At 69.4% G+C, this 26,790-nt stretch carries 26 protein-coding genes and 3 pseudogenes; 15 read left to right on the top strand and 14 right to left on the bottom strand.

Going from position 1 to position 26,790, the window contains the following annotated elements; all coding sequences use genetic code 11:
• Position 1 precedes the first annotated feature (1 nt).
• The 4 genes from AB0383_RS19335 (at position 2) to AB0383_RS19320 (ending at position 3,918) form a co-directional block, all read left to right on the top strand.
• Complete coding sequence (locus AB0383_RS19335; protein WP_364179650.1) at positions 2 to 1,135, top strand: glycosyltransferase family 1 protein; 1,134 nt, start codon at positions 2 to 4, stop codon at positions 1,133 to 1,135.
• 577 nt (positions 1,136 to 1,712) lie between these two features.
• A complete protein-coding gene (locus tag AB0383_RS19330) occupies positions 1,713 to 2,804 on the top strand; it encodes a MurT ligase domain-containing protein (RefSeq protein WP_364179652.1) in 1,092 nt (363 codons plus the stop codon).
• Entirely contained in the window at positions 2,797 to 3,519 is a 723-nt protein-coding gene (locus tag AB0383_RS19325) for a glutamine amidotransferase (RefSeq protein ID WP_364179654.1), read from the top strand. The genes AB0383_RS19330 and AB0383_RS19325 overlap by 8 nt, the downstream gene beginning before the upstream one ends.
• A gap of 93 nt (positions 3,520 to 3,612) precedes the next feature.
• On the top strand, positions 3,613 to 3,918 hold the full coding sequence (locus tag AB0383_RS19320) for a hypothetical protein (protein WP_364179656.1): 306 nt from the start codon (positions 3,613 to 3,615) through the stop codon (positions 3,916 to 3,918).
• Here the strand turns inward: AB0383_RS19320 and AB0383_RS19315 are convergent.
• The 3 genes from AB0383_RS19315 to AB0383_RS19305 all read right to left on the bottom strand — a co-directional run bounded on the left by AB0383_RS19315 (position 3,915) and on the right by AB0383_RS19305 (position 6,125).
• Positions 3,915 to 4,751 carry an undecaprenyl-diphosphate phosphatase gene (locus tag AB0383_RS19315; RefSeq protein ID WP_364179658.1) on the bottom strand — a complete coding sequence of 279 codons (837 nt, stop codon included), beginning with the start codon at positions 4,749 to 4,751 and terminating at the stop codon, positions 3,915 to 3,917. The two genes, AB0383_RS19320 and AB0383_RS19315, sit on opposite strands and share 4 nt — an antisense overlap.
• A 49-nt stretch (positions 4,752 to 4,800) precedes the next feature.
• Complete coding sequence (locus AB0383_RS19310; RefSeq protein ID WP_364179660.1) at positions 4,801 to 5,427, bottom strand: DedA family protein; 627 nt, start codon at positions 5,425 to 5,427, stop codon at positions 4,801 to 4,803.
• Between the two features lie 80 nt (positions 5,428 to 5,507).
• Entirely contained in the window at positions 5,508 to 6,125 is a 618-nt protein-coding gene (locus AB0383_RS19305) for a hypothetical protein (RefSeq protein WP_364179661.1), read from the bottom strand.
• 75 nt (positions 6,126 to 6,200) lie between these two features.
• On the opposite strand from AB0383_RS19305, the gene AB0383_RS19300 reads away from it, so the two are divergent.
• On the top strand, positions 6,201 to 6,410 hold the full coding sequence (locus tag AB0383_RS19300) for a hypothetical protein (protein ID WP_364179663.1): 210 nt from the start codon (positions 6,201 to 6,203) through the stop codon (positions 6,408 to 6,410).
• Here the strand turns inward: AB0383_RS19300 and AB0383_RS19295 are convergent.
• Genes AB0383_RS19295 through AB0383_RS19275 form a run of 5 tightly spaced genes read right to left on the bottom strand, consistent with a single transcriptional unit; the run spans position 6,401 to position 11,741 of the window.
• Positions 6,401 to 6,862: a hypothetical protein gene (locus AB0383_RS19295; protein ID WP_364179665.1), complete on the bottom strand. Its 462-nt coding sequence runs from the start codon at positions 6,860 to 6,862 to the stop codon at positions 6,401 to 6,403. The two genes, AB0383_RS19300 and AB0383_RS19295, sit on opposite strands and share 10 nt — an antisense overlap.
• Before the next feature lie 16 nt (positions 6,863 to 6,878).
• Complete coding sequence (locus AB0383_RS19290; RefSeq protein ID WP_366188063.1) at positions 6,879 to 8,963, bottom strand: glycosyltransferase; 2,085 nt, start codon at positions 8,961 to 8,963, stop codon at positions 6,879 to 6,881.
• Positions 8,960 to 9,589: a DUF998 domain-containing protein gene (locus AB0383_RS19285; RefSeq protein WP_364179669.1), complete on the bottom strand. Its 630-nt coding sequence runs from the start codon at positions 9,587 to 9,589 to the stop codon at positions 8,960 to 8,962. The genes AB0383_RS19290 and AB0383_RS19285 overlap by 4 nt, the downstream gene beginning before the upstream one ends.
• A 56-nt stretch (positions 9,590 to 9,645) precedes the next feature.
• Positions 9,646 to 11,052: an ATP-binding protein gene (locus tag AB0383_RS19280; protein ID WP_364179671.1), complete on the bottom strand. Its 1,407-nt coding sequence runs from the start codon at positions 11,050 to 11,052 to the stop codon at positions 9,646 to 9,648.
• On the bottom strand, positions 11,049 to 11,741 hold the full coding sequence (locus tag AB0383_RS19275; RefSeq protein ID WP_364179673.1) for a response regulator transcription factor: 693 nt from the start codon (positions 11,739 to 11,741) through the stop codon (positions 11,049 to 11,051). The genes AB0383_RS19280 and AB0383_RS19275 overlap by 4 nt, the downstream gene beginning before the upstream one ends.
• Before the next feature lie 448 nt (positions 11,742 to 12,189).
• Here AB0383_RS19275 and AB0383_RS19270 point away from each other — a divergent pair, with 448 nt between their 5' ends.
• The 3 genes and pseudogenes from AB0383_RS19270 (at position 12,190) to AB0383_RS19260 (ending at position 13,838) form a co-directional block, all read left to right on the top strand.
• A complete protein-coding gene (locus tag AB0383_RS19270; protein ID WP_366188078.1) occupies positions 12,190 to 12,528 on the top strand; it encodes a phosphatase PAP2 family protein in 339 nt (112 codons plus the stop codon).
• A pseudogene (locus tag AB0383_RS19265) lies at positions 12,510 to 12,695 on the top strand (3-hydroxyacyl-CoA dehydrogenase family protein); the annotation flags it as partial. The gene AB0383_RS19270 and the pseudogene AB0383_RS19265, both read left to right, overlap by 19 nt.
• Positions 12,695 to 13,838: pseudogene (locus AB0383_RS19260) on the top strand (acyl-CoA dehydrogenase family protein). The pseudogenes AB0383_RS19265 and AB0383_RS19260, both read left to right, overlap by 1 nt.
• A gap of 62 nt (positions 13,839 to 13,900) precedes the next feature.
• Here the strand turns inward: AB0383_RS19260 and AB0383_RS19255 are convergent.
• From AB0383_RS19255 to AB0383_RS19245, 3 genes are all read right to left on the bottom strand, one after another.
• Entirely contained in the window at positions 13,901 to 14,005 is a 105-nt protein-coding gene (locus AB0383_RS19255) for a hypothetical protein (protein ID WP_366188077.1), read from the bottom strand.
• Positions 14,006 to 15,100: 1,095 nt separating this feature from the next.
• Positions 15,101 to 15,535, bottom strand: a complete 435-nt coding sequence (locus AB0383_RS19250; protein WP_366188062.1) for a hypothetical protein — start codon at positions 15,533 to 15,535, stop codon at positions 15,101 to 15,103.
• 262 nt (positions 15,536 to 15,797) lie between these two features.
• On the bottom strand, positions 15,798 to 16,604 hold the full coding sequence (locus tag AB0383_RS19245; protein ID WP_364179831.1) for a hypothetical protein: 807 nt from the start codon (positions 16,602 to 16,604) through the stop codon (positions 15,798 to 15,800).
• Between the two features lie 381 nt (positions 16,605 to 16,985).
• Between AB0383_RS19245 and AB0383_RS19240 the strand changes: the two genes are divergently transcribed.
• From AB0383_RS19240 to AB0383_RS19225, 4 genes are read left to right on the top strand one after another with little or no spacing between them, the layout of a single operon-like run.
• A complete protein-coding gene (locus tag AB0383_RS19240) occupies positions 16,986 to 19,379 on the top strand; it encodes a HAMP domain-containing protein (protein WP_366188061.1) in 2,394 nt (797 codons plus the stop codon).
• 1 nt (position 19,380) lies between these two features.
• Positions 19,381 to 20,559 carry a poly-gamma-glutamate synthase PgsB gene (pgsB, locus tag AB0383_RS19235; RefSeq protein ID WP_366188060.1) on the top strand — a complete coding sequence of 393 codons (1,179 nt, stop codon included), beginning with the start codon at positions 19,381 to 19,383 and terminating at the stop codon, positions 20,557 to 20,559.
• Positions 20,559 to 21,041 carry a poly-gamma-glutamate biosynthesis protein PgsC/CapC gene (locus AB0383_RS19230; RefSeq protein WP_366188059.1) on the top strand — a complete coding sequence of 161 codons (483 nt, stop codon included), beginning with the start codon at positions 20,559 to 20,561 and terminating at the stop codon, positions 21,039 to 21,041. Before pgsB ends, AB0383_RS19230 begins: the two co-directional genes overlap by 1 nt.
• Before the next feature lie 4 nt (positions 21,042 to 21,045).
• Positions 21,046 to 22,056 carry an NlpC/P60 family protein gene (locus AB0383_RS19225; RefSeq protein ID WP_366188058.1) on the top strand — a complete coding sequence of 337 codons (1,011 nt, stop codon included), beginning with the start codon at positions 21,046 to 21,048 and terminating at the stop codon, positions 22,054 to 22,056.
• Between the two features lie 208 nt (positions 22,057 to 22,264).
• Here AB0383_RS19225 and AB0383_RS19220 read toward each other — a convergent pair whose 3' ends face one another.
• Positions 22,265 to 22,573: a hypothetical protein gene (locus AB0383_RS19220; RefSeq protein ID WP_366188057.1), complete on the bottom strand. Its 309-nt coding sequence runs from the start codon at positions 22,571 to 22,573 to the stop codon at positions 22,265 to 22,267.
• Between AB0383_RS19220 and AB0383_RS19215 the strand changes: the two genes are divergently transcribed.
• The gene (locus tag AB0383_RS19215) at positions 22,564 to 22,713 is read left to right on the top strand and encodes a hypothetical protein (protein WP_366188056.1); all 150 of its coding nucleotides are present in this window, start codon (positions 22,564 to 22,566) and stop codon (positions 22,711 to 22,713) included. The genes AB0383_RS19220 and AB0383_RS19215 overlap by 10 nt on opposite strands.
• 197 nt (positions 22,714 to 22,910) lie before the next feature.
• On the opposite strand, the gene AB0383_RS19210 is transcribed toward AB0383_RS19215, so the two are convergent.
• Both AB0383_RS19210 and AB0383_RS19205 read right to left on the bottom strand, forming a co-directional pair.
• Positions 22,911 to 23,585 (bottom strand): hypothetical protein, encoded by a 675-nt coding sequence (locus tag AB0383_RS19210; protein WP_366188055.1) that lies wholly within the window; start codon positions 23,583 to 23,585, stop codon positions 22,911 to 22,913.
• 245 nt (positions 23,586 to 23,830) lie between these two features.
• Positions 23,831 to 25,150, bottom strand: a complete 1,320-nt coding sequence (locus tag AB0383_RS19205; protein WP_366188054.1) for a hypothetical protein — start codon at positions 25,148 to 25,150, stop codon at positions 23,831 to 23,833.
• 315 nt (positions 25,151 to 25,465) lie between these two features.
• Between AB0383_RS19205 and AB0383_RS19200 the strand changes: the two are divergent.
• Positions 25,466 to 25,783: pseudogene (locus AB0383_RS19200) on the top strand (Imm1 family immunity protein); the annotation flags it as partial.
• 355 nt (positions 25,784 to 26,138) lie between these two features.
• Positions 26,139 to 26,768: an Lrp/AsnC family transcriptional regulator gene (locus tag AB0383_RS19195; RefSeq protein WP_366188053.1), complete on the top strand. Its 630-nt coding sequence runs from the start codon at positions 26,139 to 26,141 to the stop codon at positions 26,766 to 26,768.
• Positions 26,769 to 26,790: the final 22 nt, after the last annotated feature.

The raw sequence follows: 26,790 nt of genomic DNA, 5'->3' as shown, positions 1-26,790 counted from the left end.
GATGCGCGTGGCCTTGGTGACCGAGACGTGGCTGCCCTCCGTCGACGGCATCGTGACAAGGCTGGTGGCCACGGTGCGCGAGCTGCACGCGGCCGGTCATGACGTGCTGGTGATCGCGCCGGAGGGTCCCGGCTCGACACTGACCGGTGCGACGGTGCGCACCGTGCCGACGGTCGGCGCGACGTTCCTCTACGGGGGCAAGCGGTGGGGCCTGCCGCTTCCCCGCGTCGGCCGCTACCTGCGTGAGTTCGACCCCGACGTGGTCCACCTGGTGAACCCCGTGCTGCTCGGCGCGGCCGGGCTGCTCGCCGCGCGCCGGCAGCACCGGCGGATCGTGGCTTCGTACCACACCGATATCGCCCGCTACGCCCGTCACTACCAGCTCGGCGCCGCCGTACCGCTGATCTGGTCCCTGCTGCGCGCCCTGCACGGCCGTGCGCACCTCAACCTCGCTACCTCCACCGCGTCCGTCGACGACCTCGCCGGCCATGGCATCACCGATGTGCGCCTCTGGCCCCGCGGCGTCGACCTCCGGCGGTTCCACCCCGCCCCCGGCCCTCGGCGTGCGGGTCGGCCCGTCGCGCTCTACGTGGGCCGTCTGGCCGCCGAAAAGGGCCTGGAGCGTCTCGCCCCGCTCGCCACGCCGGCCGGCGGCTTCCGGCTCGTGCTCGTCGGCGACGGCCCGGCCCGGGCTCAGCTCGAGCGCACCCTGCCGCCGGACACCGTGTTCACCGGCATGCTCCACGGCGACGCACTCGCCGAGGCTTACCGTTCCGCCGACTTGTTCGTCTTTCCCTCCACCACCGACACCCTCGGCCTCGTCCTCGTGGAAGCCCTCGCCAGCGGGCTGCCCGTCCTCGCCGCCGATAGCCCGGCCGCCCGCACCACGCTCTTCGGCACCACCGCCGCGCGGTTCTTCCCCGTCGAGCGGCCCGTCGATCTGCCCGCCTGCGCCCGTGCGCTCCTCAACGACGACCATCGCGCCGAGGCCCGCCGCCACGCCGCCGAGTCCGGCTGGGACACCGCGACCCACGGATTGCTCGCGCTCTACCGAGGGGTGCTGACGACTCAGGAGAGCAGTCCACTGCCGTACCAGTCGTGGTCGTCCCGCGCGCCGGGCAGGGTGAAGAAGTAGCCGCCGCCGAAGGGGGCGCAGGTAGTCGGCCAGGGGTTCACCGGCGAGGCCGCCTTGCACCGCTTCGAACTGCGTGACGAGGTTCTGCTGGGTGTTGCCCGCCCACGAAGTAGTTCGGCACGCCCTCGGCCCATATAGACGGCGGCCCCCTCAGTGATTCGGCAAATCTCAGCCAACCAGGGTCCGGGTAAGACGCGGGCAAAAAAGTTCTTGCGTCCCATTAGCCGTGTCCACCGTGAAAATATAAGACAGCAATCGGTTAACCCTGCTCGAACCGTTCCCTGGGCTGCCTCGGCCTACCGTCGGCTTGTGGGCGCGCTCAGCGTCCTCACAGGACACTGCGACGAAGGTGGCCGCGATTCGTCCACCGTGTGAAGGAGTTCCCGTGGAGAGCCCGAGTCCACCAGCCACTCTCACCGCGCGAGCCCGGGTGTCCCCGGGTCCGGGGCGGCTGCCGGCGCGTACCCGGCTTGCGGTCGCCGCCGCCCGGTCTACCGCGGCGGTCTCCCGTCTTCTGCGGTTGGGGTCGGGCGGCATCATCGGCGGGCGCGTCGCGCTGCGGCTGGACCCTGACGCATTGCGGAACCTTGCCCGCGACCGCACGGTGGTGCTGGTGACCGGCACCAACGGCAAGACCACCACCGCGCTGATGCTCAGCCGCATTCTCGAGACGCTCGGCGAGGTGGCCCGAAACGGCAACGGGGCGAACATGCCCGACGGGGTCACCGCCGCCCTGGTGGCGAAACCTCACGCGCCTATCGCGGTGCTCGAAATCGACGAGAACTACGCCCCGGCCGTCGCCGCGCAAGTACGCCCGGCGTGCCTGATCCTGCTCAACCTCAGCCGGGACCAGCTCGACCGGGTCGGCGAGGTGCGCACGCTCGAGCGGGAACTGCGGGCGCTCGTCGCCGCCCTGCCGGGCACGACGGTGATCGCTAACTGCGACGACCCGCTCGTCACCTCGGCCACGCTCGCCTCCACGCGGCCGCTCTGGGTCGGAGCGGGACAGGACTGGCACGCCGACGCGGTGACCTGCGCTCGCTGTGGCCAAGCCGTCCTCCACACCCCGAGCGGATGGTGCTGCACGTGCGGCCTGACCCGGCCTGATCCACTGTGGACTCTGCACGGCAACACCTTGGAAAACGCGCGGGGCACGAGCGTCACGCTCGACCTCCGGTTGCCTGGCCGGGCGAACGCCGCCAACGCCGCCGTCGCGGTCGCCACTGCCGAGCACTTCGGCGTGTCGCCGAACGTCGCCGCGGTTCGGCTGCGCACGATCGACGACGTCGCCGGCCGCTACCGCCGCGCCGACGTGAGCGGACACGCCGTGCGGCTCCTGCTGGCGAAAAACCCCGCGGGCTGGCGCGAAACACTGCCGCTGATCGATCCGTGGGCTTCCGTGGTGATCGCGGTCAACAGCGGCCAGGCCGACGGACGCGACACGTCGTGGCTGTGGGACGTGCCCTTCGAGCAGCTGCGCGGGCGCCACGTCGTCGCCGCCGGCGAGCGGGCGACCGACGTCGCGGTGCGCCTGACCTACGCCGACGTGCAGCACACCCTGTGCCGACGGCCACTCACCGCGGTCAGCGCCCTGCCACCTGGTCCCGTCGAGCTCGTCGCGAACTACACGGCGTTCCGCGACGCGCACCGGAAGCTCGGCGATGGCTGACTCCACGCTGGGCATCGGCCTGGTGCTGCCCGACATCCTGGGCACCTACAGCGATGGCGGCAACGGCCAGGTCCTCCAGCGCCGGCTGCAGTGGCGCGGCACCGCCGCCACCGTCGTGGACATCCGGCACGGCGACGCCGTCCCGTCCTCCCTCGATCTGTACCTGCTGGGTGGCGGCGAAGACGACGCGCAAGCCCTCGCCGTCCACCACCTCCGCACCCATCCCGGATTGCAGCACGCGGCGGCCCGTGGCGCGGTCGTGTTCGGGGTGTGCGCGGGCTTCCAAGTACTGGGCACGAAGTTCACCACCTCCGACGGTGTGACCCACTCCGGGCTCGGCCTGCTCGACGCAGTCACCGCTCCAGGTAGCAAGCGCGCGGTCGGCGAGGTCGTCGTCGACGTCGCCGATCGGCTCGGCACCGAACCCCTTACCGGTTTCGAGAACCACCTCGGCCGCACGCAGATCGGCAACGGCAGCAGCGCGCTCGGCCCTGTCCAGACCGGCATCGGCAACGGGGACGGCACAGAGGGCGCGCTCACCGGCCGTGTCCTGGCCACCTACCTGCACGGCCCGGTCCTCGCCCGAAACCCCGCACTGGCCGACCTGCTGCTGGCGTGGGCTCTCGGCGTGACGCGCTCCGCGCTGCCCCTGCCCGAGATCGACGCCTTGCGGCAGGAACGTCTTCGTGCGGCCAAACGCCGGCCACATAGGTAAACGGATGGTAAGACATTTTGCCGGAGGTTGACCCGCCTCGTGTCACACTGCCGCCACTACCTGGTTTCCCGCTGCCACAACGGAGACGAGCCCATGCCCGAACTCCAGCTGCCGCGCGCGGCGCGCCTGTCCGAGCTGACCGGCCGGCTCGCCGCGCAACTCCGACCGTCGATGCCGGCCGACGACGCTCCACCGCCTGGCCCGTTGACGCTGGCCGCGTGGCACGCGGTGAATACAGTGCAGCGGGTTGCCGAGCTGTTGCCTGACGGGGATCTTCGCGATGCTCCGCTCATGCGCGAGCGGAGCCTCAACGACCTGCTCGCCCACGGCGAAAGCATCGTCGCCGCCGCACGCGAAGCGCTCGCCGCAGAGGGCTTCGCACGGTCCGACTCCGCTTAGGCCGACAACACGCCCGACGCCAACGCGGCCAGCAGCGCGACCCCCACGACAACGCGGTAGATCACGAACGCCGTGAAGGTGTGCGCCGCGACGAACTTGAGCAGCCACGCGATCGCCGCGTACGCCACGACGAACGACACGACCGTCCCGACCACGAGCGGCAGCACGTCGACGCCGCCGCCGAGCGCGTCCTTCAGCTCGTAGAGCCCGGCTCCGGTCAACGCCGGGATCGACAGGAAAAACGACAACCGCGTGGCGGTGACCCGGTCCAGGCCGCGGAGCAGGCCGGTCGAGATCGTGGCGCCGGAGCGCGAAAACCCAGGGAAGAGCAGTGCGAGGATCTGCGACGAGCCGACCAGCATCGCGTCGGCGAAGGTGGACTCGGCCTCACCGCGTTTGCCGGTCCCGAACCGATCCGCGGCCCCCATGATCCCGCTGCCGACGATGAGCGAGATCGCGACGACCCACAACGACGCGAGCGGCCCCTTCACCAGCGACTGGAACAGCAGGCCCGCGACGACGATCGGCATTGTCGCGAGGATGACCCACCACGCGAACTTGTAGTCGTGCTCCTGGCGCGCCCGCGGGTTGACCAGCCCGCGGCCCCACGCCGCGGCGAACCGCACGATGTCGCGGAAGAAGTACACCAGCACCGCGGCGATGGCACCGACCTGGATCACCGCGGTGAATCCGACCACGGACTGGTCGTCGACCGGGATGCCGAGCAGCCCCTCGGCGATCTTTAGGTGCCCGGTCGACGACACGGGCAGGAATTCGGTCAGGCCTTCCACGATCCCGAGGATCACGGACTGGCCAAGGTCGATCGCGCTCAACGCGTTTTTCCTTTACTGACAGTGCTGAAGGTACTGAGGGGCGGGAACATCAGGAGCCGGCTCCGCGGCGCTGCTTGCGGCTCCGGAGCACTTCGAGCGCCAGCGGGATCAGCGAGACGATAACCACGAGCGCGATGATCGGCAGCAGGTACTGGTCGATCCCGGGAACACTGGCACCGAGAAGGTACCCGGCGACCGTGACGCCGACCGACCACAATAGCCCGCCGAGGACCTGCCACAAGGTGAACGTGCGCGTGGGGACGTCAAGGATGCCCGCGAGCGGGTTCAGCACGGTGCGCACGACCGGGATGAACCGGGCCAGCACGATCGCTTTCGCGTGGCCATAGCGGGTGAAGAGCTCTTCGGCTCTGGTCATCCCGCGGTGCAGGTGCGCGTTGCTCGTGCGCGCCAGCAGCGCCCGTCCCCCGCGGCGACCCAGCACGAACCCGGTCTGCGCCCCGAGCAGCGCACCGGCGACCGCGGCCACCAGCACCAGCGGCAGGGACAGGTGGACGGTGGCCGTGGCATTGGTGGTGCAGAACAGCCCGGCAGTGAACAGCAGTGAGTCACCGGGCAGGAAGAACCCGATCAGCAGGCCGGTTTCGGCGAACAGGACGAGAAACACCCCCGCCGTGCCGAGGCTCGAGAGCCACGACGTCGCGCTCAACGGATTCATGCAGCAGACCGCCTTCCGCGGTAGTCCAGATATTCGACAGGAATGTAGTATTTCTACACCATTGTCGTTTTACGGAGTGATCAGGCGTCCCTCCCGACGCCGGTGAGCCGCCGCCACTCGCGGTCCCAGCCCCGGGCGCGGAGACGGTCGAGCCACCATCGCGCAGTCGCGTACCCGAGCGCGACCGCCACGACCACGCAGAACTCGAGCGCGACGCCGTACATGAGCGCGCCGAACAGCAGGTCGGCGGTGGTCCGCGGCGCCGCCTGCTGCACTCCCCGGCGGTCAACCCAGATCTTCACCACATGCGGTCCAGCGGGGCTCAGCTCGACCGTGAGATCGCCTCCGCGGGCCGCCCCGTCGGGCGCGGTCCACGTTGCGCGGACGCGGCGCGTGCCGAGCAAGCCCTCGCTGCCGGCCGTCTGCAGGGCAGCCGAGCCCGGGAACACCTTCGCCGTGACCTGGTAGCGCACCCCGGCCCGCGCATCCGTCGCCCGATCCTCGGCGAAGACCGACGAAGCGAGCCCGAAGCAGACCGGCACCGACCCGAAGAGCGCCGCGCTCAACACCAGGATCAGCACCGCCTCGATCCGGTCCCAGATCCGCACCGAAGGCCGCCGCCGCACGGCCGGGCGCACCAGACGAAGAAAACGTGCCACCGGGGAGAGTGCCGAACGGGCCGAATCAGGAACAGCCATGGTTCGAGACTGCCCGGGCCCGAAGCCCGCGGCAGCCGAATTGGCCGCGATTTTGCTGTGCCCTGGCCGAATTCGATGATCCACGGGAGCGGCGTCTCGACTGGTCCGTTCACGCAGCTCATCGACGGTCGCGGTCCAGCTCGATCAGTCAGGCTGTGCGTCGATCCAGGTCTCGGCAGCCTGGTCGAGGCGCTCACTCTCGATCTTCTCCAGCGCATCGCGCGCCGCCTGGTCGAGCCGTGCTGGCTCGACGAGGCCGAAGAGCCGACCATCGTCTACGAGTGAGGTCCCGAGGGAACGTCCGGGCAGCGCGAGCAACGCACGCCACGGCGCCCGCGCCATCGTCGCCCGGCCGCCACGGTGTCAACAGCTTCCTGCCCGGCAACAGCGTGCCCGTCGCGGACCTCGGCCTCGTTGAGGTGCTCCAAGGCGTCTCGAAGAGTTTTCAGCCAGGGGTCCTCGGTCGGCACGGGTTCGCCCCGTTCCGTCGCCAACCGCGCAACCCAGGATTCGAGCTGGCGAGCCGACCAGACAAGCAGATGAGTTTCGGCCCACAGCTGCCGGAATGCCTTCGATCGTTCGTCCCCCGCGGAACTCCAACCGTCGGCGCGGTCGAAGCGGTCCCATGCCTGATTCAGATCAGCCCAAGCGCTGTTGTCGCGCTCGGCCTGCCGCAGGACGGCCTCGGCCCACGTCTCGACGAGCCCGGCAGCTTCGAATTCAGCCTCGTTGGTCACATCGGTCAGGCGGTGGTCACGAGCTTTGCGCAACAGACGGTTGGCGCAGCTCGGTCTCCGCCGGTTGCGCCACTCCGCATGCGTGGCGGTACACGGAGACGAAGCTCTCGAGGGTGTCGGCGAGGTCGTGCCGTGCCACCAGGGCACGGCTGGCCGCGCCCATCGACGCGCGGACGCCTGGGGCGACGGCCAGCTCGTCGAGGCGGATGGCGAGGGCGTCGATGTCGCCGGGTGGGTAGAGGTGGCCGTTGACGCCGGGGCGCACGAGGTGCGGCAGCGCCATCGCATCGGCCGCGACGATGGGCAGGCCGGCGGCCATGGCTTCCATGGTGGCGATGCTCTGCAGTTCCGCAGTGCCCGGCATGCAGAAGATCTGGCAGCACGCGTAGATGCGGACCAGGTCGGCGTCGGGGACGAAGCCGTGGAAGCACACGCGGTCGGCCACACCGAGTTGCGCGGCGAGGTTCGTGAGCGCGGGGCGGCAAGAGCCGTCGCCGACGATCTCGGCGCGAAGCCGCGGCACGCGGGCGACGGCGCGGATGAGCTCGTCGACGTTCTTCTCCGCGTCGAGGCGGCCGACGAACAGGACCGCGACGTCACCCGTCGCCGGCGTGGCCCGCTCGAGGTAGTGGGCGAGATCGATCCCGCACGAGATGACGCTGACGGGGCGTTCGAGTCCGTTGCGCGCCAGCAGATCGGCGGCCCGCGGCGTCGGCGTCGTGACGGTCCCGACCGTGCGGTACACGCGAACCAGGTCGCGCCAGCCGACGCGGATCAGCACGCGCCGGACCGACTGCGGCAGCCGGAGGTAGCCGAGAAGGTTCTCGGGCATGAAGTGGTTGGTCGCGACGGTCGGTATGCCTCGGCGGTGCGCGGCGGCCAGCAGGGCGCGCCCGACGGAGAAGTGGGATTGGACGTGGACGACGTCGGGCCGGACCCGATCCATCACCTGCTCCGCGGCTCGGCGAGCACCCCCGGGAGTGCTGACCCGGAACGTCGGGTGGAAGGGCGTCCCGAAGGCGCGCGCGTCGTGCACGGTGAGTCGGCCGTGGTCCGAGTCGTCGCTGCGGGGCTGGGGCCGCAGCACGTGTATCTCGTGGCCGAGGCCGGCCAAGCCGTGGGCGAGGCGGGCGGTGAAGTGGGCCGCTCCGTTGATGTCGGGCGGGAACGTGTCGGCGCCGAGCAGGATCCGGAAACCTGAGGCGGAGCGCGAGTCGGGCATCTGAGATTCCTTGTCGTCTTCGGAAGGACCGTGTTCGGAGAGGTCATGTTCGGAGAGGTCATGTTCGGAGGGACCGCTGAGGGAACCGGCCAGCACGAGCACGCCGAGCACGGCGGCCAGCGCCAGGACCAGGCGTGCGGCGACGAGTGCCGGGACGAGGTGAGGTGCTTCGCCGTAGAGCAGCTGGTCGGCGCCGACGGCGGTGAGGGGGTCGAGCACCGTCGTGGCGGCGACCACGACGGCGGTGGGCCCGGCGGCGTGGGCTTGCTGGAGCAGCCAGCCGCCACCGGCGATCAGCGCACCGCCCGCGAGCGCGAATCCCGCCGCGGTCAGCGGGTGGGGCAGGCTGAGCGCGGCCGCCCGCATCACCGCGGCGCTGAGTCCGAACAGCACGGCCGCGGCGGCTGCGCGCCCGAGGCAGCGCGCGCGGCCCCTGCAGGCGAGCCCCGCCGCGGCCACGGCCGGGCCGGCCAGCACGGCGAGCACAACGGCGCTCGTGGTGATGTGCGCGTGCGGGGCCGGCGCGGACGCCGAGGTGAGCACGAACCCGGCGACGGCGACGCACACGACCGCGGCGGCGACGCGGATCCGGCGTGAGGTCACCGCGCCGTGCCCGGCGAGCACGGTCAGCACGAGGCTGAGTACGCCGAGCGGCTGCACGATGGCCAGGGGCGCGAGCGACAGCGCGGTCAGGTGTAGCGCGGTGCCGGTGACTCCGAGGAGGACCCCGGCCTGCCACGTCCGCGACCGGGCCAGCCACGCGAGCTTGACCCGGCCCGTGCCGCTGCTCCGAGTCTGGACGGCGTTGTGCTGCAAGGCAACAGATCCGGCGAAGAAGCAGGCACCGAGCAGGGCGAAGGCGACGGCGAGGAGGGTCATCGAGCCGCCGTCCGCACCACGAGCGCGATGGTCACCAGGGTGCCGAGCTCCCCGGCGAGCGCGCCTCGTTCGAGCAGTCCCTGGGGCAGCTCAGAGACGAACTGTGCGATCCCGAACGCCGCCGCGGTGGCGAAGGCGAGCCGGCCGCACGAGCGGACCCGCTGCGCGTGGCGTGACCATCGGGGGTCAGCGCGCAGGAGCCGCACCAGCGCCCGGCAGGCCAGCGGAAGGCACGCGAACAGCACGGCGCCGCCGAAGCGATGGATTTCGCCGTGCACCGTGACGACGGTGGTGCTGGGGTTTTCTTGGAAAAGCAGGACGAGGAACAGCCCGGCCACCCACAGTCCGAAGAGGACGGACACGGCGCGGTCGCGGGGCAGCCCCGCCAGATGGGCCGCCACGACGAGGGCGATCCCGCCGGCGAGCACGAGCAGCACCGCGATCGTGAATAGGGCCCGGCCCCAGCGGTGCAGCGCGTAGTCGCTCACCGGGTCACGGAACGGGTCGACGCGGTCCGCGAACCCGATGGTCAGCCCGCCCACCAGGGCCAACGCCGCCGTCCACAGCCCGATCGCGGTCCACGCGATCGGGCTGATCCGAGCGGGCCGAGGCGAAGTGGTCGTCACTCGGCCCACGATCGTGAGCTTGAATGAGGAAACGATGAAGATCGAGCCCGGTTTGGTTAAGAACCGCGGACGGGTGCTGCGCATGGCAGGGTCAGCTCGAAGCGAGCCCCGCCGCGGTCGCCGTTGGACGCGGTGACCCGTCCGTGGTGCTGCAGGACGACCTGCTGCACGATGGCCAGCCCGAGCCCGGAGCCGGGCAGTGCCCGGGCGGACGCGGCCCGGTAGAAGCGTTCGAACACGTGCGGCAGATCGGTGTCGGGGATGCCCGGGCCCTCGTCGGTCACCACCAGGTGCGCCTCGCCCGGCTCGGCGGTGAGGGTGACGGTCACGGTGCCGCCGGCAGGGCTCCACTTGGCGGCGTTGCCCAGGATGTTCAGCACCGCGCGCTCGAGCGCGGCCGGCCCGCCCCGGACCACGGCGGCTTCGGCCGACAGGGCGAACCGGATCCCGGTCGCTCGCGGCCGCGCCCGGTCCACCGCGGTACGCACGACGTCGGCGAGCTCGACGTCTTCCACGTCTTCGGGTGAACGGTCTCCCGTCGCCAGTTCGACCAGCTCGCCGACCAGGTCGGTGAGCTCGGCGGACTGAGTATCAAGGTCGGCCAGCAGGCGAGCGTGGTCGTCCGACGGCAGCCCGGACCGGGTCTGCGCGTGGATGAGCAGCTCGATGTTGTTGCGCAGGCTGGCCAGCGGCGTGCGCAGCTCGTGGCCGGCGTCCTCGACCAGGCGGCGCTGATCGTCGCGCGAAGTGGCCAGCGCGGCGAGCATCTCGTTGAACGACTCGGCCAGCTTCGCCAGCTCACCCCGGCCCTTCACGGTGATCTCGGCCGCCAGCGCCTGGGTCCGCGCGACCTCGCCGGCCGCCGCGGTCAACGTGTCGACCGGACGCAACGCCGTTTTCGCCACCGCGCGGCCGATGAGCGCGGCGACCAGGACACCGGCGAGACCGACCAGCAGTTCCCACAGCCCGAGGTCGGCCAGAGTGTGCTCGACCCCCTCCGAATCGCGGGCGACCTGCACCGCACCGCCGGCCGGACGCGCGGCGATCCAGACGCGGTAGCGGTCCGACCCGATCCTGTCGACCTCGGAGCCGACCGAGATCACCCCGGCCGCGACCTGCCGCGCCTGCGCACCGACCGGAAAGGCGCTCACCTCCCCGGCGGCCCCGGTCGGCGCGCCCGCTGCGTCGAGGAACTGGACGGTGAGGCCGACGCCGTGACCCGGGTCCGCGCTGCGCCCGTCACGGTCGGCCGCGCGCAAGGTAGCCAGCGCGTCGGCCGGCGACGCGGATTTCGCGGCCACCTGGGCGTAGGCCTGCAACTGCGCGTCGAACTGCCGGTACAGGCTCGCCTGCGTCACCAGCCACGAGGTGAGCGAGACGGCGACCACGGCCACCGCGACCGCCGCCACCACGAGCACGGTCAGCCGGGCCCGCAACGTAAGGTCCGGGAACCGCCGTTTCACAACGGGTCCTCACGCAACACGTAGCCGACGCCGCGCACCGTGTGCAGCAGCCGCGGCTCTCCCCCGGCCTCGAGCTTGCGGCGCAGCGAACCGACGTAGACGTCGAGGCCGTTGGACGCCGCACCGAAGTCGTACCCCCACACCTGTTCGAACATCACCGCGCGGGTCAGCACGTGGCGCGGGTTGCGCAGGAACGTCTCCAGCAACGAGAACTCGGTGCGCGTGAGGCGAAGCGGCCGCGATCCACGGGTGACCTCCCGGGTCGAGGAGTCCAGCACCAGATCGGCGAACGCCAGCGGGGGCGGGAGCTCCGTCGCGGCGGCGGCGTAGTCCGTGCGGCGCAGCAGGGCCCGGACCCGGGCGAGCAACTCCTGCAACGCGAACGGCTTGACCAGGTAGTCGTCGGCACCGGCATCGAGGCCGGCCACACGGTCGTCCACGCCAGTGCGGGCCGTGAGCATGAGGATCGGGACGTGGTTTCCTTCGGCCCGCAGCAGCCGGCAGCTGTCGATGCCGCCCAGGACCGGCATGGTCACGTCGAGGATCACCCCGTCCGGCCGCTGCGACCTGACCAGCTCCAGCCCGCGCGCCCCGTCCGACGCGACCGACACCGTGTAGCCCTCGAACCGCAGGGTCCGCGACAGCGAGTCCCGCAGCGCGGCTTCGTCATCGACGATCACGACGTGCACTCGCGCCTCCGGGTCTCTTCCACCGCAAACTACCGGCGCGTGGCTGAGCAGACCGTCAGCGTACGGTTAGCGACCGGTTAAATCCGCTTGCGAAGTCATTGACCTCGCTCGAACCTCCCGTTAGTCGTGGGGAACCTACAGTCGAGCCGTGCACGGAACCGCGGAACCGGAGACCGGCGGCCGGGTGCTCGCCCCGGCCGCCGTCGCCGAGGTCGCGACACTGGTTTTTCTGCTGCTGACGGTCTCGGCGACCGGGATCCTGCCCTGGACGAAGGGATTCGACCTGGGCTTGCACGCGTGGGTGACCGGCCACCGCTCCGTCGCGGTGGTCTCGTTCGCTGCGACCCTGACGAGCACGGCGTCCTCGGCGTTCGCCGTGCCGGCGGTGTTCCTCGCCGCGATCGCGCTGACGCAAGGCTCGCTCGGTCCGCGACTGGCGCGCGCCGCTATGGTCACCGGGGTCGTCGGGTTGGGCGTGTTGTGCCGGTTCGGGCTCTCCGCGCTGATCGCGCGGCCGCGACCGCCCGAGACCGACTGGGCCGCCGCCGCGTCGGGCCAGTCGTTCCCTTCGGGTCACACCTCGGACGCGATCCTGGCCGCGGGCGTGCTCGCCCGGCTCGCGGCGCAACGGCTGCGCGACCGGCCGGTCCTGCGCGCGACGCTGTGGATCATCGCGGGCACCTACGTGGTGGCGATCGCGTGGACCCGGGTGTACCTCGGCGTCCACTGGCCCACCGACGTGATCGGCAGCATCGCCTTCGGAACCGCGTGGGTCCCCTACGGCTGACCGATCTGATCGGGCTCGACACGACCAAGGCTGTCGCGGACTCCATGTACGCGGAGTTCAAGGAGTCGCTCTACGCCGCCCCTCCGCTGCTGCTGCGCATGGTCGACGCCGGGCTGTACGGCAAGAAATCCGGTCGCGGGTTCTACGACTACAGGAAGGATGCCTGATGTACCAGCTCGCCGTGGAGCACGAGGAGCTGCGCACCGCCGTGCGTGCGATGGTGGAGAAGGAGATCGGGCCGTACGCGGCGGAGGTCGACGAGCACGAGCGGTTCCCGGCCGAAGCGGTCGAGGCACTGAACAAGTCGAGTTTCAACGCGGTACATGTCGGCGAGGCCTACGGCGGCCAGGGCGCTGACGCCATCAGCGCCTGCATCGTGATCGAAGAGGTCGCGCGCGTCGACGCGTCCGCGGCCCTGATCCCCGCGGTGAACAAGCTCGGGACCCAGCCGATCATCCTGTCCGCCTCGGAAGATCTCAAACAGCAAGTGCTGCCCGACATCGCCGCCGGTGCGCTGGCCTCCTACGGCCTGTCCGAACGCGAAGCCGGCTCCGACACCGCGTCCATGCGCACCCGCGCTCGACTCGACGGCGACCGCTGGATCCTCGACGGCACCAAAGCCTGGATCACCAACGCCGGCGAGTCCACCTGGTACACCGTCATGGCCGTGACCGACCCCGACGCTGCGAAGAAGTCCAACGGCATCTCCGCGGTCGCCGTCCACAAAGACGACCCGGGCTTCTCCATCGGCTCGAAGGAACGCAAAACTCGGCATCAAGGGCTCCCCCACCCGCGAGATTCACTTCGAGAACTGCGCCATCCCCGCCGACCGCATCATCGGCGAACCCGGCACCGGGTTGAAGACCGCGCTCGCGACATTGGACCACACCCGCCCCACCATCGGCGCTCAGGCGCTCGGCATCGCGCAGGGCGCTCTCGACGCGGCCGTTGCGTACGTTAGGGAACGTCGCCAGTTCGGGAAGACGATCGCGGAGTTCCAGGGCGTGCAGTTCATGCTCGCCGACATGGGTATGAAAATCGAAGCCGCCCGCCATCTCATCTACGCTTCCGCCGCGGCTTCCGAACGCGGTGACAAACGCGCGGGCTTCATGGCGTCCGCCGCGAAGACCTACGCGTCCGACATCGCTATGGAGGTCACCATCGACGCCGTCCAGCTCTTCGGCGGCGCCGGCTACACCCGCGACTTCCCGGTCGAACGCATGATGCGCGACGCCAAGATCACCCAGATCTACGAAGGCACCAACCAGATCCAGCGAATCGTGATGGCTCTGGCCCTGCTCAAGGGCTGACTCCGCACGCGCGGCCGCGGACGTCCACTGAGGACAGCACGTTCGCGGCGCGCGCAGCGGTGTCAACCCGCGATCGCCATGCGGGCTTCGCGCGCCCGGATGGCGGTGACGCCGCCGTCGACCAGCAGGTCCGCGCCGGTGATGAATCCCGCTTCCGCGCTGACCAGAAAGGCGCAGGCGTTGCTCCACCGCCTTGGTGCGGAGCTCGGCTATCTCGCATTGGATCGCGCCGGCGCGGGCTTCGCCGTCACCACCGCCGACACGCCATGCTGAGACGCGTCGTCGATGTTCGCCGAGCCGGGCGGCAACGGGAACGAGCCATCACGATTGTCGGCACTGACCCCGGTCGTTCCGCCTGCGTCGACATCCCTGCTCACTTAGCCATCACCCGAATGGCCCTGCACGAAACCTCGAACCTCATGCAGCCCGCACCGACGCCAGGCGAAGCCCACCACCACGAAGCAAAACACCAGGTCAGACTGCGCAATTGGCCCCGGTGAGCACAGCAGGAAGAACGGAGACACAACAGAGCCCAGACTGGCCGTTAGCAACCGCAAACATGATCTTGAATTCGATAAAACCGCAGGTAGAAGCCCTGCAATCGACGACTGTTTCAAGATCACTGCGGTCAAACCCGCGGGCTTTTAATCCCCAGGAATGCCGTGTCAACGAGTGCCGCGTAGTGTCGGTCAGGGTTAAATTGTGCAGGCCAGGCCGCATTTTTCATCGACGTTAGTGTTAAGCAGTGTCGCGGCGTATTGGGCGCTCTGCGAGCAATGGAGTCCAATCGGAGACCGGCATCGGTCCACAGCGTCCACCGCAGGCCCCAGGCACGCCACCCGTCGCTTCGCAAAGTCGTAATCTAGCCGCCGTTGGACCACCTTTTGCACAAGCCTATCTACCTCGACATTTCGTCTTTTTCAACGGCGTTGTGGCCGCAGGGCAAACGCGATGGTGCCTGCGGCTGTGTTCAGCGCGATGGAGATTCCAGCGAACAACCTCTGATTCAGCACCTGCGCACGGAGGTAATCATGTGCACTGATCGAAAAGTCGCCGTGGCGGGTATCCATGATGTAGCCGGCGGGGTGGCCTCGGGGACGCCGTCGGGCACCTTCGGGCCGGCCAGAACAGTGAAATGACTGCGCCCAGGGTGACGAGCGGAGCGCCCCACCGAAGCGCGGCCGGAAGCAGCCGGGCCAATCGTGGAGCCATCATCGCGGCAGGCTCCTCGAATAGGCGGAGAAAGATCTTGCCGACCGTGATCACAACTGCCGGAAAGACCCGACGAACGCGACGAACAACACCGGAACCGGCAGATGTGGCGCGCCGGGTGTAAACGAATCGAGGAGGATGGTCAGCGAGGCAACCACCGCGAACGCGCACCATAATGCGATCATGCGCACGGTCGGCCTTCGTCGTCGGTTCGTGCGGCGGCTTCTTCGTTCATATGCGGGCTTTCTCTGGTCGTGGGATGCCGTCGCCGATGCGAATGTCCCAGCCAACGCCGAATTGGCCGCCGTCGTTCGGATTGATGATCCGGCCGGTGACGTCGTGGCCTGCGGCATGGGTGTCGAGCAGGGGTTGACACATGTTCGCCAGCGGAATGGAGACGGTTCTGCAAGTGGATCCGCCATGCCCAGCACATCGCCGGCCAGGACGCGTTCGCCGCACGAGTCGCCTTCGAGGTGGTCGGGCAACCGGCGCAAGGTGAACGCGAATCGCTGATGGCTGAGTGGCGCCGATTCCTCCAACCGGAAGTCACACGTCGCCCACCATGCAGACAGTGATCTGCTAACCAAAGCCGGCGCGCCGGCTCGCACCCCACGGGACGTCGACGCCCGCAACGTTGCTCTGACTCTCCCCGAAATCGGCACCGACGGCTTCAGAAATGCAGCCGATACCGCGATCGCCGACAGCGACGGCACCCCAGCGAGCAATGCGGCCGGCTGTCGGGTCCGGCTACGGCCTGCCCAGGTCAGCGTCCACGAGAGCCTGGACGACTTGCGCCTGGCGTTGCGGCGAATCGCGGACGGTGCGGCTCATCTCGACGTGCAGGAAACCCGTGTCGTCCTTGGCGGCTGCCTTTCCCTGGACGTTCGTGGCGCCCTCCAGGCCCGTGCACCGGTCTGCCCAGCCGCGGCACACCGCGAAGCCAGCCACCATCAAGCGGTCGGCGGCGCGGTGGGCGGCGCCGCCGGCGGTGGCGGCGCCCGACGACAGCACGATGTCCGTCGACGGCAGGTTCTGGTCGTGAAAGCCGTGCAGTTGCACCTGGGTCAGCCCGCGCGCTGCCAGCGAGGCAGCGATGACGTGGAACACCGAGTCCTCTTCGTGGGCGACGTCGGCGTGGCTGTCATCGGCCTTGCGGTGGGCCCCCGCGACCAGCAGCACCGCGCCCGGCACCCGCCGGAACAGGTCCACCCCGAACAGTTCTGTCCGCAAGTCGAACCCTGGGTGCGGCACCTCGACGACCAGCGACGGCGGCGCCGAGCGATCGATCACGTACATCCCCCACGCTCGTCTGGTGCCCGGTTCGTTCGTCGCGATCGTGTAAGGCCGTCCGGTCGCCGGGTCGACGCGGTCCTCGACCGAGAAGCCGAGTTTCCGAAAGTCCCCGGTGTCTCGGCGATCGAGCAGCGCGGTGAGGCCCGCGGCGGCCGTCCGCCGTTCAGCGGCGATGGGCGGGCGGTAGGGCTGGTCTGCGGACAGCGCCGAGGTGAACTCCGTGACCAGCGTGTCCAGACCGGCTTCCGGCCCGTGCGCCACGGGCGCCGGCGTGGCTCCAGATCTCAGCAGGAGGGTCAGCACCAGAGCCAAGGCCAGGCCGACGCCAACAACACTGAGTAACACTCGACGTGACCAGATCACCATATCCAGTGTACGGATTCGCTCCATGTGCCAGCCTTGCCCCCGTTTGCCGAAGGTAGAGGCCTTGTAACGCTACTGTCGGTTTCGTTGATACGTTCATGAAGCCCGAATGGGTGGCAACGTTCCATCAACGGCCGGAGGGCCGGCGATCCTGTCGGATCGAGTGAGTGAAAGGCCTCGAGGGACCAGGTGAACCGGCCGAGAAGACCCGTCGACCGTGCGGCGCGGCTCCGCGAACAGATCCCCGAGTCGGGTTTTCCGCGCGGGGTCGGAGTCTCCTTGGCGACCACCTTCGTGTTGCTGGTGGTGGTCGCCGTCTTCACCGCCGTCTACCTTTCGACCGCCGGGCCGCTGTCGCTGCTCCACGCGGACGAGGCCGCGAGCGCGGTTTCCGGAGAGGTCGCCGCCGACCAGCAGCGGGCGACCACCGCGCTCGCTCAGAGCGCCGCGACCTCGGCCGCCTCGGTTGCGGACGACCTGCAGATCGCCGCCAGTTCCGGCGTGTTCGACACCGTCGACGACGCCGCACTGCTCACCCGGCTTGGCGAGACCTACCCGGAATGGCGCGGCACGGTCTTGTACGACCGGGCGAAGAACAAGGTCCTGGCGGCCCACGGTGAGCCGGTGCCCGTGGAGACGTTGCGCGGGGTCGCGGTCGTCAAGCTCACCCTCCGCCCGGTCGCGCGTTCTGGTGATGCGCCGCTCGTGCTCACGGCTTTCCCGCTCGGCGGCGCGAGGGCCGGGCGGCTCCTCGTCGTCTCGGCGGCGCTGCGCGAAACGACCGGAGATCTGGACAAGGCGGCGCGGCAGCAGGTCCGCCTGGTTACCACCGAGGGCGCGGTCCTGCACTCGCTCGGTACCGCGGTACCCAAGCAAGACACCGCTGCGCAGGAGCTGCTCACCCGCGCCGCGTCGGCTGCCGCCGCCGGTCAGTCCGGTGTGCTCACCGGCGACGCCGGCGGTGACCCCGGCCGGCCGGTCGCCCCCGTCGTCTCCTACGCGCCGGTGACCTCGGCCGAGATCGGCGGGAGTCTCGGCCTGTCCGTGGTGTCCCTGAGCCGGGTTCCGGTTGATCCGGTGCCGGCCCGCTGGCCTGGCCTGATCCCGGCGGCTGCGCTCCTCGGCCTGGCCCTCGCCGGGTTCGTGCTGCTGCGCCGCGCAGTCGTCGCACCGGTCCGGCGCCTGCGCACCGACGCGCTCGCCATCGCGGCGGGCGTGCTCGCCGAGCGGGTCCGGCAGTCGCGGATCCGCGAGGTCAACCGGGTGACCACCGCGTTCGAGTGCTACCAGGCCAAGCTGCGCCGCCGGAAGCCGGCGGCGAGCGTGAAGCCGTTCCTCTCGGCCCAGTTGGTCCTCGTCTTGGTCTCCCTCGCCTTGCTCGGGTGGTCAGGCGCCGTCGCCGCAACACTCGGCCGGCAGCACGCCGAGGTCTCGCCGGCGCTGCTCAGCGAGCACGGCGTCCGAGTCGCGCGTTCAGCCGACAATTTGCGCCGTAGCCTCGTCGAGGGCCTGACCGATCTGCGCTCGCTCGCCCGCCTGGCGGCGGGGAAACAGCCGGATCAGGTGCGCGGCATGCTCGGGCAGCTCGCCGACAGCGAAAGCCGCTTCCGCAGTGTCTACGTCGCCGATGCGCAGGGCGGAGTGGTGCTCCAGGCCGGGCGCGAGTCGTTGCGCGAGCCAGGGAAACTGCCCGCGGGCGAAGGCCTGCACCAGCACAACACCAGCGGCCGCGTCCCAGTTGTCTACGCGTTCACCCCGCTACCCGGCTCGGCGAACACCCTCGTCGGCGAGTACGACGTTCCGCGGATGGCCGAGCTGCTCGGCTCCGCGGGCGGCCGCCTCCGCGTCGTCGACGAGGGCAAGCGCACCATCGCCGACACCGAGGGCTACCTCGCCTTCGCCCCGCTCACCGATCCGACGCTGATCAAGAACGTGGACGCCGCGCGGTCCGGCAAGGACGCCCGCGAGACGACCTCCGCGGCGCTCGTCGCGGCACAGCGGCTGGCGACGGACGGCACCACCGCCTCGTTGAAGTGGGTTGTCGTCGCCGAACAGCCGGTCGGGTCGCTCGGTCTCGCGGACAACACCGTCAGGGACGGCGCGCGCGTGGCGGCACTGCTCGTCGCCGTCGTCGCGCTGCTGCTGTTCGGCTGGCACCTGCTGATCGTCGTGCGGCCGCTGCGCCGCGTCGGGGACGCGGCCGTCCGGATTGCCGACGGCGACACCGGCGACGTCGTCTACCCGCAGCGCCACGACGAAATCGGCACCATCGCGTCGTGCGTCGAGATCTGCCGGCAAGCACTTGCCGATGGCGCGGACCGACTGGGTGAGGTCCGTCGCCCGGCCGGCGCGGCGACGGACAAGACCGAACTGTTCCAACGCGTCCGCCGCGAGCCCGGCCCGCGGCGCGCCAAGCCGAGGGCCGCGCAGCAGGAACCGGCTCCGGCTCGCAAGGCATCGCAGGCCGAACACCGGGACCGGGGCGAATCGGGGCCGCCGCGCGACGAGCGGCGTCGCGAGCCGGCCGGTCCGCGGCGGCGACCGCCGGTGCGGCCTCAGCAGATCTCGGCGGCGCAACCGCGCACGCAGAACCCGCCGCCGGCCCGCGCCCTGACCGCAGAAGAGCAGGCCCGCCGGGATTACCTGCGCTGGCTGGACGAAGCCGGAGTCTGACGTGCTGTTCCTGTACCTCGTGCTGCTGCTGGCGTCGGCGGCCATCCTGATCGCCGGAATTTCCGAGCAACGGCAGCACTACAAGCACCTGCACAGCATCCCGACGCGCGTGCTCGTGAACGGCATCCGCGGGAAGTCGTCGATCACCCGGCTGTGCGCGGGCGCTCTGAGAGGTGGCGGGCTCGTCACCACGGCGAAGACCACCGGCACCGCGGCCCGGTTCATCCACCCGGACGGCAGCGAGGAACCGGTCTACCGCAAGTTTGGCATCGCCAACGTCGTCGAACAGATCGGCATCGTGCGCCGCGCCGCAGCCTACCGGCCGGATGCGCTGGTCATCGAGTGCATGGCGGTGATGCCGGACCTGCAGGAGATCAACCAGAGCAAGCTGATCCGCTCGACCATCGGCGTGCTGTGCAACGTCCGGGAAGACCACCTCGCGGAGATGGGCCCGACGCTCGACGACGTCGCCCGTTCGCTCAGCCGCTCGATGCCGGTCGGCGGGATCTGCCTGACCGCCGAACGCGACCGGCTGCACATCCTCGAGGAGGAGGCGGCGAAGCGGAACTGCAAGCTCATCGCCGTTGACCCGGAGTCGGTCACCGACGAGGAGATGCGCGGCTTCAGCTGGATCACCTTCAAGGAGAACGTCGCGATCGCGCTGGCCGTGGCCGACTTGCTGAAGGTCAACCGCACCTCCGCTCTCGAGGGCATGTGGGCGGCGCCGCCGGACCCGGGTGTGTTGCAGGTGCACCAGTACCGGGCGGGGCGGCGCCTGCTGCGTTTCGCCAACGTCTTCGCCGCGAACGACCCGGAATCGACGTTGATGAACATCGATCAGCTGCGCCGCCAGGGCGCGATCTCGGACCCGCTCCACGTGATCATCAACTGCCGGCCGGACCGCATCGAGCGCAACGGCCAGATGGGCGCGCTCATACCCCGCATCGCTCCACAACGCGTGGTGCTCATCGGCGAGCCCACGCGCAGTGCTCGCGTCGCGATCCCCGCCGAGTGGCAGGATCGCGTGGTCGACCTGGGCGGTTCACGCTCCCCGAGGGAACTGTTGCGCGGCATCGTCAGTGGCGTCGAGGTGGAGGCGTCGTTGCTCGCCATCGGCAACATCCACGGCCAGGGGGAATTGCTCCTCGAAGAACTCGCGAAACTGGAACCCGCCGCCTGATGCTGACCACCTCCCTCGCCCCTGAGGTCGCCACCGTGGGGCTCGCCATCGGCTTGCTGTTCTCGCTGGTGTGCTACCTCACCACGAACCTTTCTCCCGGCGGCATGATCACGCCCGGCTGGATCGCGCTCACGATTGTGGAAGACTACCGGCGGGCGGCGATCATCGTCCTCATGACCGCGCTGACCTACGGCGGTACCAAGCTCCTGCAGCGCATGGTGATCCTCTACGGCAAGCGGTTGTTCGCCGCGGTGGTCCTGCTCGGCGTGGTGCTGCAGACGACGTTGCTGATCGTGCTGCAGGCCGACTTCCCGCTGCTGTTCGTCCATCAGACGCTCGGCTTCGTTGTGCCCGGGTTGGTGGCCTACCAGCTCGTCCGGCAGAAGCCGATGCCGACGATCATCGCCACCGGCGGGGTAAGCCTCGCCAGCTACGCGATCCTGATCAGCGGGGTGCTGGTCGGCTTGGTTCCCACGGTATGAGGTGATGATGCGCAAGGCTCTGCGAATCGGCGTACTGGCAGTGATCATCGCGATCTCCGGCACAGCCGCCGTCTTCGTCGCGACGCGAGACGACAACGAGATCATGGCGGTGTCGGCCTCCTCGATCCCGGCCGGTGCTGCGGCGACCGGCGGTTACACCTACGAGCGGCTGGACAATCCGCCCCGGACGATCGTCCGCGACTCGGCGGGGGCCCAGCTCGCATCTTTCACCGACGGGTCGCGCACGGTGATGCTCACCGGTCCGAGCCGGACCTTCACCGAGTCCCGCTTCACGAAGGTCACGGTGACGTCCACCGCCTGGATCCGCCTGGCCCCGCAGGAGTGGAGCGCGGGCGCGGAAAAGAACACGTGGTTCACCGACTGGCTGCCCAAGACCGTCGGCGACACCTCGGCGGACGTCCTCGCCATCGCACTGCAATACACCGACGGCGCCGCCGATCAGATGTCGAAGAAGTTGCGGGTGGGCGGTGACGCCAGCTTTGGCCCCGACAGCGCCGAAGGCCGGCTGGAGAAGTCCGACTTCTACGACTACCTCGGCGTCGACTGGGACTTTGCCGGCGGCGTGCACGAGCACGCGGAACCGATGCGGGCGCGGTCGCTGGACTGCTCCGGGTTCGTGCGCATGGTCTACGGCTACCGCTCCGGGTATCCGCTACTCGGCACGAACACGAAGGGACCCGGCCTGCCCCGGCGCGCGTGGGCGCTCTCCGAACTCGGCCCGGGCACCGAGGTGATCCACGACGAGAAGAAGCAGGCCACGAATTTCAGCGCCCTGCAGCCCGGCGACATCCTGTTCTTCAACCTGGAGCCGCAGCTCGGATCGCAGGTATCGCACACAGGCATCTATCTGGGCATCGACAGCGACGGGCACCGGCGCGTCCTGTCCAGCCGCAAAGTCGCGAATGGGCCGACGTTCGGCGACGCCGGCGGCGTGTCCCTGATCGATGGCGCGGGCACCTACGCCAAAGCGTTCCGCGCCGCCAAGCGGCTGTGACGTTCGCTGGCGGTCCTGGCCGACGATCGCACGACCCGGCTTCGGCGGTGCATCCAGCTCTCGTGCGCCATGTACGGCCCCTCCGGCCATCTCGAATAGCGGTCGGTATGTCGCACCGATGGGCGCTGAAGTTACGCCGACGAGTTGTGCGGGCAAGCGGCCGGCGAAGTGTTTGCCTGATGACAGCACTTGAGCAAGCACGGCCGGCCTAGACACGATTGCCCTCGGACCGAGCTGGAAACGCGGTGATGACCTTATCTGGCGACATAGACCGTCGAGGTCGCCGCTGGGCGTCCCACAGCCGGTTCTTTACCTTGTCGATCGTGTCTTTGGCGCCGCGGAGCAGGAGCAATGCCTCGAGTTGGGCGATCGTCTCGCTGTTGGACAACTCGTCGCCGACCGGCCGCCGATCGGATTTCAGCCGATCACAGGCATCGCTCAGCCGCGCTTCTGCGGCGGCCGGGTCATTGTTGATCTTGTGGGGGAGGAACAGCCGACGACCATTACATGTGGGCACACCTCTACTACCTCGCCCGCATCGACACGCTCATCGAGCAGCAGCAGCGCCTGATCGAGGTGCTTCGCGAGCGTCGCCGTTCGGTCCTCGCCCACGCTCTGCACGAGGCTGGACCGCGAGTGCGTTTGTTCGGTGCATGACCGCGCAGATTGACTAACGGGGCGCTACGCCGAGAAGACTGACGCCGGAGTTCAACTGGTGACCGCACGGAACGTGAAGCCAGCGACGTCGTCGACCACGGGCAGGACAAGATCGAACGAGCAACCTGCACGACCCTCTCACCGGCCGCGTGCCGGTCGAGCCCGCCGGACTGCTGCGCGATGTCGAATTTAGCCGGTCACGTTCTTCCCGACTCGCGGCGCCAGACTGCGTGATCCACTTCCCACGCGGTGCGCCGCAGGCAGTCGGCGAGCGCGGCCAGCAGTTCCCGGGCCTCCGGCACGGTCACCGGTCGGTCTAGGTGCCGCTGCAGCCAGCGCAGCACCATTCGGTCGGGTTTCACGTGGTTGTCGTCTCCGGCGAGCATCCACAGGTAGGAAAGCCGCGCGCCGGCACCGTGGCCGGGCACCTTCGCTAGCTGCAACTCGGTTTCCGCCAGTCGATCGGGATCGGCGAGCAGCTCCGCGACATCGCCGATGCGTTGCACGCCAGCGTTGGTCAGGACCTCCGAGTAGCGGATCGCGGCCGCGGCCTTGAGGATGCCGCCTCGGGGGCTGGTGCGGCCGCGGTTGCGGAGAACCTCGCCGGCGACCCGCTCGGCGCCGAGCTGGCGTCCGAGATCTGCCAAGGCCTCCACCGGGTGTTCACGGTCGGTGCCGAGCACCGTGTCTGCGGCCGCCGCCGGCAGCATTGGGTCTACCAACGCGTCATGATCGGCGTAGGCGCGGCACACGCGCAGGACGCCGCTGTATCGCGCGTTGATCGAGAAGACCGCGTCGAGCACGCACAGCGGCAGGTGCGTCCACCGGACACCGCGCGGTTCAATGGTCAACTCGGCGGACACGGCCGCCACAAGTCTGTCGATATCGCTGCTCACGGTTATCCCCCCTCTCCCTCGGGCGGCAACACTAGTCACCGGGTACGACAGTCCCGACACTCTTGATTTGTGCAAGACAGTGCATCTCGCGGCCGCCTTGACTTCCGGTGCTGACCGTGCCCGCGCTGGCGTCGCCGCATTCCAGCCGCAGACATGCCGTAGGCCCGATGAATCGATGGCGGTCGGGCCGCCGTTCAGGGGGTGTATGGGCGAAGGCCCTGCTAGATCGCGTATTTCCAGATTGCGAGCCCGTACGCTGAGTACCAGGCGCCGACGAGCACGAACACTGCGGCGACCGTCACCATCGTGGCCGTGCGACGGTGTGCGAGTCCGGCCGCAATCGGCAGCAGCAACGCGAAATCGGGCAACAGAAACCGGGTCTTGAGCGCCGGCAACCCGGCAGTGCACACGACCAGCACGACAACGCCGACCGCATACGCGGCCAGCTGCCACGGCACGCGCCGGCCGGCAACCACAATCACCGTCAGGCCGACCGCGGCCAGCGTCACCAGCACGACAAGCGTTTCCCACGCGCTGCCTGCGCTGAACAGAGACCGCGACACCCACCGCCAGGTGTCGATGCCGGGGTCGGGACGTACGTTCCACCCGCGGCGCTCGACGTCCGCCCACCCGGTCAGGCTGCCTGTGCGTACGGCGACCATGCCCCAGTAGCCGAGCAGGCCGAGCGGCGCGACCACGGCGCATATGAGGGCCAGCCAGCGGCGACGGCCGCGCCACGCGTCGATCACCGCCGCCACGACCACGACAGCGATCAGCACGGATGCCGTAGACCTGGTGAGTCCAGCGAACACCGTCGCGCCGGCGGCGAGGAACCAATTCCGCTCGAGCACGCCGACGAGCGCCCACACCGCCAGCGCGGTAAACAGCGACTCCGTCATGACCATGCTCTCGGTGATCGCCATCGGCGCACCCGCCCATAGCACGGCCAGCAACAACCCGACGCGCGACCCGCTCACCAACCGGCCGATCCGATACAGCCCGCAAGCGGCAGCGATGCCGGCGACCGTCGACACGATCAGGCCGGCCGCAGTCAGGGAGATGCCGGGCAGCTGGCCGACCAGCTCGGTGAACGCCGGGTACAGCGGAAAAAACCCGTACGGTGCTTCAGGAAACGGGTGGCCGCTGATGTCCACCGGGTGGGGGACGCCGGTGTAGTTGGCCTCGGCGATGTGCAGATACCACCAGCCGTCCCACGACCGCAGCCGGTCAAGCAGCGGCCGGTTGCTGTGCGCGGCCATGATGGCCAGCACGCCCACGCTGAACAGCCGGACCGCGAGGAACAGCCCCGCCGCGCGCACGTAACCCGACTGCGCCCACGGCAACGCACGCACGCGAGATCGGAGTGCGGAGAGGAGATCGGCCGAACCAGGAGGAGGCGCGGCGAGCGCCCGTCCCTCCGTGTTCGGCACAGGTCTGTCCGCGACGTCCGTCAACGTTGCCCCCCTTGGGATTTGACTCAGCCATGATCCGTCGAGTCGATCAAGAACAGCGTTACGCCGCTTCCGGGTGATGAGGGTCACCGCTCGCCGTCGGTAAGACGAACCCGAGGCGACCTGCCAAACGTGGCCGCCGACCCGGCGGCAGTGGACCTGCATCGACCCGATGAGATCGACTTCGGGGCGACTACCGGCACCGCGGTCGTCGACCTCGTAATGCTCTTCGGATAAGTCTTTTACGCAGCTCGATTGCGGTCCAAACGTCGTTGCTCGTCCGGCGACGTACCCGCGACTACGGAGTAGCTGTGACGGCCTGTTGGGCATCGTGTTGACGGAGGGGCGCAAGCTCGCTGTCTACGGGGCGAATGGCTTCAAGAAGATTCACAAGGGAGGCGCCAAATGGCCGTGGCGAAGGACTATTACGACGCCCCGGCCCTGGGAGGGCCGTTCGAGCTGGCCGAGCCGGCTGCCGTGCTGGATCTGATGTTGACCGAGGCCACCGAGGCTGAGGTGGGCGTGATCGCCGAGCTGTCCTGGGATAGCGAGGACCACAAGTCGATCCTCCAGTTCGGTATGCGCAGGAAGCACGTCGGGTTCGTGTTCTCCATGGCGAAGGATGACAAGAGCGTGATCAGTGCGTCAGGCGCGACCTCGCGGACGCCAGTGGCCTTTGACTACCAGCTGCACGAGCGCGAGGTGCCGAGCAACGCGGAGGTTTCGCTGGACAGGCGGTCAGCAGCGCGACCGTGTAGACGTGTTCCACCGGCGAGCCTTTGGCGAGCGCCTGCCGCAGGTGCTGGCACACGTCGAGGGCCTGCTCGTAGGCGTCGCGGAGCGCGTTGCGGCCGTCGCTCGGGTAGAAGCGGCCGCCACCGCGCGGACAGGTCCCCGACTTCGAAGGTGAAGCTGTGCCCGCCGGTGTGTTCTTGCGGCAGCAGGCACCGGTGGATGTCAGCGAACTCGTCCGGCTCGCTTGTGTGCACCTGGCAGACCCGCCGGATCGACACGTCCCGCCCGGCGCGGCCGTTTAGGTCGAACGACAGCCGACGAGCTGTCCCGGATCCCGGGCGTGATGTCGACGAGGACCCACCTCGGCACCGAGATGCACCTCGAAGGCAGGCAGTGGCGGCTCGACGCGCTCGACTCCGGTCAACAGGCTGCCGTCGAGAAGGCAGCCAAGGCCGCCGCCCCCATCCGGCGAGGCGCGCCCGTCGACATCACCACGCCCACCTACGCCCCGCTGATGTCCGCCCTGAGCAAAGACGGCAGAGCGACGGCGATCGACATCGCCGACCAGGTCGGCCTTCCGGCGTCGACAGTGCGGCGGCAGCTGGGGCGGCTGCTCAAGGCAGGCGCGCTGGCGATGCGGTGCGAACTGTCACAGCTGCACACCCGGTGGCCGGTGAGCGTCATCTGGTGGTGCCGCGTGCCGAAGCCGCTCCTGCTGTCCGTGGTCGCCAGGATGCGAGCCGAGCCGCGCGTGCGAATGTGCATGTCGATGACCGGGCCCGCGAACTTCGTCGTCTTCGCCTGGACGGCGGGGCTCACCGACCTGATGCAGCTGCAGGGTGTGCTCGAGGACCTGTTGCCTCCCGGCGCTCTCATCGACAGCTCGGTGACCCTGCGGACGCGCAAACGCGCGGGCTGGCTGCTGCGCCCCGACGGCCGGCTGGACACGGACTCGCCGCAGCCTGCCCAGTAATCCCTTGTTCCGCCATCTGATC

It is taken from the genome of Amycolatopsis sp. NPDC051373, from assembly GCF_040689465.1.
In the GTDB taxonomy this organism is placed as follows: domain Bacteria; phylum Actinomycetota; class Actinomycetes; order Mycobacteriales; family Pseudonocardiaceae; genus Amycolatopsis.
Note: the sequence above shows the minus strand (reverse complement) of the source record. Positions and strands in the feature narration are given on the sequence as shown.

Bases quoted from the DNA above. Each gene is read 5' to 3' on its own strand.
- AB0383_RS19335 (WP_364179650.1), top strand. From the start codon at position 2: ATGCGCGTGGCCTTGGTGACCGAGACGTGGCTGCCCTCCGTCGACGGC.
- AB0383_RS19325 (WP_364179654.1), top strand. From the start codon at position 2,797: ATGGCTGACTCCACGCTGGGCATCGGCCTGGTGCTGCCCGACATCCTG.
- AB0383_RS19320 (WP_364179656.1), top strand. From the start codon at position 3,613: ATGCCCGAACTCCAGCTGCCGCGCGCGGCGCGCCTGTCCGAGCTGACC.
- AB0383_RS19310 (WP_364179660.1), bottom strand. From the start codon at position 5,427: ATGAATCCGTTGAGCGCGACGTCGTGGCTCTCGAGCCTCGGCACGGCG.
- AB0383_RS19305 (WP_364179661.1), bottom strand. From the start codon at position 6,125: ATGGCTGTTCCTGATTCGGCCCGTTCGGCACTCTCCCCGGTGGCACGT.
- AB0383_RS19300 (WP_364179663.1), top strand. From the start codon at position 6,201: ATGATCCACGGGAGCGGCGTCTCGACTGGTCCGTTCACGCAGCTCATC.
- AB0383_RS19290 (WP_366188063.1), bottom strand. From the start codon at position 8,963: ATGACCCTCCTCGCCGTCGCCTTCGCCCTGCTCGGTGCCTGCTTCTTC.
- AB0383_RS19270 (WP_366188078.1), top strand. From the start codon at position 12,190: ATGGTCACCGGGGTCGTCGGGTTGGGCGTGTTGTGCCGGTTCGGGCTC.
- AB0383_RS19230 (WP_366188059.1), top strand. From the start codon at position 20,559: ATGCTGACCACCTCCCTCGCCCCTGAGGTCGCCACCGTGGGGCTCGCC.
- AB0383_RS19225 (WP_366188058.1), top strand. From the start codon at position 21,046: ATGATGCGCAAGGCTCTGCGAATCGGCGTACTGGCAGTGATCATCGCG.
- AB0383_RS19215 (WP_366188056.1), top strand. From the start codon at position 22,564: ATGTGGGCACACCTCTACTACCTCGCCCGCATCGACACGCTCATCGAG.
- AB0383_RS19195 (WP_366188053.1), top strand. From the start codon at position 26,139: ATGTCGACGAGGACCCACCTCGGCACCGAGATGCACCTCGAAGGCAGG.